The sequence below is a fragment of the Streptomyces sp. WG7 genome, from assembly GCF_049975785.1.
Lineage (GTDB): Bacteria > Actinomycetota > Actinomycetes > Streptomycetales > Streptomycetaceae > Streptomyces.
On sequence record NZ_JBNGGE010000021.1, the window covers coordinates 125,914 to 132,386 of the forward strand.

Here is a 6,473-nt window from a genome sequence, read left to right on the forward strand (position 1 = left end):
TCCACAGCGCCCCCACAGCTTCGCCCACCAGCGCTGTGCCGCGGCCAGCTCCTAGCACGTGGTTTCTGCGTACCGAACCAGTACCGCCCGGCCGGCCCACCCGTCGGCCGGTCTCCCCTGGCCGCGCGACCCGCGGCCACGCAGAAGGAGTCAGTGTTGAGCAGCAGCACTCCCCACAGACGCACCTCCCACACCGCGTCCCGCACCGCCGCGTCCCGCACCACCCACCGCCGTGCCGCCGCCGTCGCCCTGGCCGGTGTCGCCGCGCTGATCGCCACGGCGGTCCAGTCCGGCGCCGCCACCGCGGCGCCCGGTCCGGCCCCCGCTCCGGGCGCCGAGTCCGTCAAGCTCACCCCCGCCCAGCGCGCCGAGCTGATACGCGACGCCGACGCCGCCAAGGCCGAGACCGCCGACAAGCTGGGTCTGGGCGCCAAGGAGAAGCTGGTCGTCCGCGACGTGCTCAAGGACCGCGACGGCACCGTGCACACCCGCTACGAGCGCACCTACGACGGCCTGCCCGTCCTCGGCGGCGACCTGGTCGTCACCACCGACGCCGGGAAGACCGAGCGGGTCGTGAAGGCCACGTCCAAGGCGATCGCGCCGGCCACGGTGACGCCGAAGATCTCCGCCGCGAAGGCCGAGACGCAGGCCGTGTCCGCCGCGAAGGCCGCCGGCGCCGAGGCACCGGACGCCGACCGCGCCCCGCGCAAGGTGATCTGGGCGGCGAACGGCACCCCGGTCCTGGCGTACGAGACGGTCGTGGGCGGCCTCCAGGAGGACGGCACCCCGAACGAGCTGCACGTGGTCACCGACGCCGCCACCGGCGCCAAGCTCCACGAGTACCAGGCCGTCCACAACGGCACCGGCAACACCCTGTACAGCGGCACGGTGACGCTGGGCACCGCGCGGTCCGGGTCGTCGTACACGCTGACCGACACCGCGCGCGGCAACCACAAGACGTACAACCTCAACCGGGGCACCTCCGGCACCGGCACGCTCTTCTCCGGCTCCGACGACGTCTGGGGCAACGGAGCCGCGTCCAACGCCGAGACGGCCGCCGCCGACGCCCACTACGGGGCCGCACTGACCTGGGACTACTACAAGAACGTCCAGGGCCGCTCCGGGATCCGCGGCGACGGCGTGGGCGCCTACTCCCGCGTCCACTACGGCAACAACTACGTCAACGCCTTCTGGTCGGACGGCTGCTTCTGCATGACGTACGGCGACGGCGCCGGCAACGCCAACCCGCTGACCTCCATCGACGTGGCCGCGCACGAGATGACGCACGGCCTCACCTCCAATACCGCGGGCCTCAACTACAGCGGCGAGTCCGGCGGGCTGAACGAGGCCACCTCCGACATCTTCGGCGCGGCCGTCGAGTTCTACGCGAACAACTCCTCCGACGTCGGTGACTACCTCATCGGCGAGGAGATCGACATCAACGGCGACGGCACCCCGCTGCGCTACATGGACAAGCCCAGCAGGGACGGCGCGTCCAAGGACTACTGGTACTCGGGGATCGGCAACGTCGACGTCCACTACTCGTCCGGCCCGGCCAACCACTTCTTCTACCTGCTGAGCGAGGGCAGCGGCACCAAGACCATCAACGGTGTCAGCTACGACTCGCCCACCTCGGACGGCCTCCCGGTCACCGGCATCGGCCGCGCCAAGGCGGAGAAGATCTGGTTCCGCGCGCTGACCACCAAGTTCACGTCGACCACCAACTACGCGGGCGCCCGCACCGGCACCCTCGCCGCCGCCGGTGAGCTCTACGGCACCGACAGCGCCGAGTACACGGCGGTCCAGCACGCGTGGGCGGGCATCAACGTCGGTGCGCGCCCCGGTGACGGCGGTGGCGGCGACGGCTCGACCTACGAGAGCACCGCCGACGTGAGCATCCCCGACTACGGGTCGGCGGTGACCTCCTCGCTCACGGTCTCCGGCCGCACCGGCAACGCGCCGAGCGACCTCCGGGTGGGCGTGGACATCGTGCACAGCTGGCGCGGTGACCTGCGGATCGACCTGGTCGCGCCGGACGGGACGACGTACCGCCTGAAGAACAGCGGCTACGACCCGGCCGAGGACGTGCACGAGACCTACACGGTCAACGCCTCCTCCGAACCGGCGAACGGCACCTGGAAGCTGCGCGTCCAGGACGTGGGCCGGCAGGACACCGGCTACATCGACGCCTGGCGCCTCACCTTCCCGTAGGCCCGCGGCCCGCTTCGCGGTGACGGCCGGACGGCGGCACCCGGAACCCACGGTTCCTGGGTGCCGCCCTACTCTTGGTGCCCATGTCCTTCACGTACGACGACGTCGGCGCCACCCGCGAGCAGGACCACTGCCCGCCCGGCTTCCGCCCCCTGCACGTACGCACCCGCCTCGGTGAGGGCGAACCGGTGTTCCGCCGCGCGGTCGAGGCCGTGCTGACCTGGGAGATGCACCGGGAGATGGGTGTCGGCATCGACGCGAGCGCGGAGCGCGCCGCGCCCGGCGTCGACGTCACCGTCACCCTCGCCGGGATGATCAAGGCGCCGTGCCGGATCGTCTGGACGCTGGACGAACCCCGCCGGGCCGGCTGGGCCTACGGCACGCTGCCCGGCCATCCCGAGTGCGGTGAGGAGGCCTTCGTGGTCGACCGTACGGGCGACGGCACGGTCTGGCTGACCGTGACCGCCTTCAGCCGCCCCGCCAAGTGGTACGCCAAGGCCGGCGGACCGGCCACCCGTGCCTTCCAGCACGCCTACGCCCGCCGTTGCGGCAGCGTCCTGCGGCGGTTGAGCGGCGGCGGCGAGGAGGAGGACTGAGCCCGATCCACTGGACCCGTCCCGCTGGACCCGGCCCACTGAGCCCGACCCGCTGAGCCCGCCCCGCGCCGCGCCGCTCCGGTGCTCACCGCATCAGCAGCCCCGCCGCCTGAACCAGCTCGTCCGACGGCACCGCGACCAGCCCCGCCTCCGCGCCGGACGCCAGCAGCCGGTGCGCGGGCAGGACGCGGACCGTGTAGCCGAACGGGCCGGTGCGGTCCAGGGCGAGCGGGCCCTCGTACAGCCAGCGGCCCTCCAGGTCGGGGCCGCCCACCGGTTTCAGCGGCACCGTCGCCGCGTCGGTGATGCGGTCCTCGGAGTCCACCCGGCCGGAGACCGCCTGCACCTCGACGTCGTCCGGGGCGAGATCCCCGAGGTTCACCCGCACCCGCAGCCCCAGCGTCGAGCCCAGCTCCGCCGTGGCGGTGGCGGCGGACGTCTCCACGTGGTCGACGCTCACCCCGGGCCAGGCCGCCCGCACCCGGGTCTTCCACTCGGCCAGCGCACGGGCGGAGTCCGGGTCCATCGCGCGGTGCGCCTCGGCCGCCGGGGTGTAGAGGCGTTCGACGTACTCGCGGACCATGCGGCCGGCCAGCACCTTCGGCCCCAGCAGGCTCAGGGTCCGGCGGACCATCTCGATCCACCGGTCGGGCAGCCCGCTCGCGCCCCGCTCGTAGAAGCGGGGGGTGATCCGCTGCTCCAGCAGGTCGTAGAGGGCGCTGGCCTCTATGGCGTCGCGCCGGTCCGGGTCGGTGCCCGCGCCGTCGGCGGTGGGGATCGCCCAGCCGAAGTCCGGCTGGAACCACTCGTCCCACCAGCCGTCGAGCACCGACAGGTTGAGGCAGCCGTTGAGCGCCGCCTTCATGCCGCTGGTCCCGCACGCCTCCAGCGGCCGCAGGGGGTTGTTCAGCCAGATGTCGCAGCCCGGGTAGAGCTTCTGCGCCATCGCCATGCCGTAGTCCGGCAGGAACACGATCCGGTGCCGCACCCGCGGGTCGTCCGCGAACCGCACCAGCTCCTGCACCAGCCGCTTGCCGCCGTCGTCCGCCGGGTGCGCCTTGCCCGCGACGACGATCTGGACCGGCCGCTCGGGGTGCAGCAGGAGGTCCGTCAGGCGGTCGCGGTCGCGCAGCATCAGCGTCAGCCGCTTGTACGACGGGACGCGCCGCGCGAAGCCGATGGTGAGCACGTCGGGGTCGAGGACGTCGTCGATCCAGCCCAGTTCGGCGGCCCCGGCGCCGCGCTGCCGCCAGGAGGCGCGCAGCCGCTCCCGGACCTCGGTGACGAGCTGTTCGCGCAGGGTGCGGCGCAGCTCCCAGATGTCCTGGTCGGGGATGTCGGCGACCGAGTCCCAGCGGTCCGAGTCGCCGACGCTCAGCGCGTCCTCGGCCCGCTGGGCGCCGATCTGCCGGGCGCCGAGCCGGAAGACCTCCGGGGCGACCCAGGTCGGTGCGTGCACTCCGTTGGTGACGGAGGTGATCGGCACCTCGTCGGCGTCGAAGCCGGGCCACAGGCCGGAGAACATCTCCCGGCTGACCCCGCCGTGCAGCAGGGAGACGCCGTTGGCGCGCTGGGCCAGGCGCAGGCCCATCACGGCCATGTTGAAGAGGCCGGGCTCGCCGCCCGGGTAGGTCTCCATGCCGAGCCTCAGGACGCGTTCGACGTCGATGCGCGGGAGCTCGGTGTCGGGGCCGAAGTGCCGGGCGACCAGTTCGCGGTCGAAGCGGTCGATGCCGGCCGGGACGGGGGTGTGCGTGGTGAAGACGGTGCCGGCCCGGACCGCCTCCAGCGCGGGGCCGAACTCCAGTCCCTCGTCGCAGAGTTCGGAGATGCGTTCCAGACCGAGGAACCCGGCGTGGCCCTCGTTGGTGTGGAACACCTCCGGCGCGGCGTGGCCGGTGAGCCGGCAGTACGTCCGCACCGCCCGGACACCTCCTATGCCCAGCAGCATCTCCTGGAGGAGCCGGTGTTCGCTGCCGCCGCCGTAGAGCCGGTCGGTGACGCCGCGTTCGCCGAGGTCGTTCTCCTCGACGTCCGAGTCCAGCATCAGCAGCGGCACCCGGCCGACCTGCGCCAGCCAGATGCGGGCGCGCAGTTCCCGGCCGCCGGGCAGGGCCAGGGCGACGTGGGCGGGGGTGCCGTCGGCCTCCCTGAGGAGGGCCAGGGGCAGTTCGTGCGGGTCGAGGACGGGGTAGTGCTCCTGCTGCCAGCCGTCCCGGGTCAGGGACTGGCGGAAGTAGCCGTGCCGGTAGAGCAGGCCGACGCCGATGAGCGGCACGCCCAGGTCGCTGGCCGCCTTCAGATGGTCGCCGGCCAGGATGCCGAGGCCTCCGGAGTACTGGGGCAGGGCGGCGGTGATGCCGAACTCGGGCGAGAAGTAGGCGACGGCGGCGGGGAGTCGGCCGGGCTGCGCCTGGTACCAGCGGTCGCCGGTCATGTAGTGGTCGAGGTCGTCGGCCACCGCGGTCAGCCGGCGCAGGAAACGCCGGTCCTCGGCCAGCTCCGCGAGGCGTGCGGACCGGACGGTGCCGAGCAGCCGTACCGGGTCGCAGCCGGACGCGGTCCAGCACCCGGGGTCGACGGACTGGAAGAGGTCGCGGGTCTCCGGATGCCAGGACCAGCGCAGGTTCCGGGCCAGATCGCTGAGCGGCCCGAGGGGGTCGGGGAGAACGGGACGGACGGTCAGTCGACGAATCGCCTTCACCCCGACGACGTTACCGGCGCGATGTGTCCCACGCTGGGGCCTTCGCCCTCGGAACTCCGATTCGGCCTGAACGGCGTCGTTGTCGCTCGCCGGACGGGCTAATAACCACCGGCGTGACGATCTCCCGGCGGGGAAGGTGTCCGGTCAGGGTCGTCGCGTGTGTCGACATACGCGTGAGTAGTTAACAAAGTGCCGGATTGCCCACCCGAAGAGTGTGGGAAGGCTCCTGCGGTACGCCCCGCACGCACCCCCCGCAGGACCCACCTCCCCAGAGTCATCCGCCCACCCACGTTGACGCGGACAGGAGCGGTCATGCCCGCCACGCACCACTCGTCAGCACCCCCCGCGACTTCGCCGGCGGCGTCCCCGGCGGCCTCTCAAGCGGCGTCCCCCGCGCCACCCGTCGCGGACGGTGCCAGCGTCGTCGGACGCATCCCCGTCCTGGACGTCCGCCCGGTGGTCCAGCAGGGACGCAGGCCCGCCAAGGCCGTCACCGGCGAGTCCTTCGAGATATCGGCCACCGTGTTCCGCGAGGGACACGACGCGGTCGCCGCCAACGTCGTCCTCAGAGATCCGCGGGGCCGGCCGGGCCCGTGGACCCCCATGCGGGAACTGGCCCCGGGCACCGACCGCTGGGGCGCCACCGTCACCGCCGGTGAGCCCGGACGGTGGTCGTACACCGTGGAGGCGTGGGGCGATCCGGTCACCACCTGGCGGCACCACGCGCGGATCAAGATCCCGGCGGGCCTGGACACCGACCTGGTACTGGAGGAGGGCGCCCGGCTGTACGAGCGCGCCGCCGCGAACGTGCCGGGCGGGGAGGACCGGCGTGAACTGCTCGCCGCCGTCGACGCGCTGCGGGACGAGGGCCGTCCGGCCGCGTCACGGCTGGCGGCGGCGCTGACGCCCCGGGTGGACGCGGTGCTGGCCCGGCACCCGCTGCGGGACCTGGTCACCACCTC

The 6,473-nt window shown here is 73.0% G+C and carries 4 protein-coding genes; 3 read left to right on the forward strand and 1 reads right to left on the reverse strand.

The annotated features are described in order from the left end of the window. The first annotated feature begins 156 nt into the window (after positions 1 to 156). Complete coding sequence (locus tag ACP4J0_RS21660) at positions 157 to 2,211, forward strand: M4 family metallopeptidase (RefSeq protein ID WP_426600309.1); 2,055 nt, start codon at positions 157 to 159, stop codon at positions 2,209 to 2,211. An 83-nt stretch (positions 2,212 to 2,294) separates the two neighbouring features. After that, a complete protein-coding gene (locus ACP4J0_RS21665) occupies positions 2,295 to 2,807 on the forward strand; it encodes a DUF1990 domain-containing protein (RefSeq protein ID WP_426600310.1) in 513 nt (170 codons plus the stop codon). 85 nt (positions 2,808 to 2,892) lie between these two features. On the opposite strand, the gene ACP4J0_RS21670 is transcribed toward ACP4J0_RS21665, so the two are convergent. Next, positions 2,893 to 5,511 carry a glycosyltransferase family 1 protein gene (locus ACP4J0_RS21670; protein ID WP_426600311.1) on the reverse strand — a complete coding sequence of 873 codons (2,619 nt, stop codon included), beginning with the start codon at positions 5,509 to 5,511 and terminating at the stop codon, positions 2,893 to 2,895. Between the two features lie 312 nt (positions 5,512 to 5,823). Between ACP4J0_RS21670 and ACP4J0_RS21675 the strand changes: the two genes are divergently transcribed. Continuing rightward, the coding region (locus tag ACP4J0_RS21675; RefSeq protein WP_426600312.1) for a maltotransferase domain-containing protein at positions 5,824 to 6,473 on the forward strand (650 nt) is incomplete at its 3' end.

What these genes read in the sequence shown, in the direction of transcription:
- ACP4J0_RS21665 (WP_426600310.1), top strand. Translation starts at nt 2,295, where the DNA reads ATGTCCTTCACGTACGACGACGTCGGCGCCACCCGCGAGCAGGACCAC.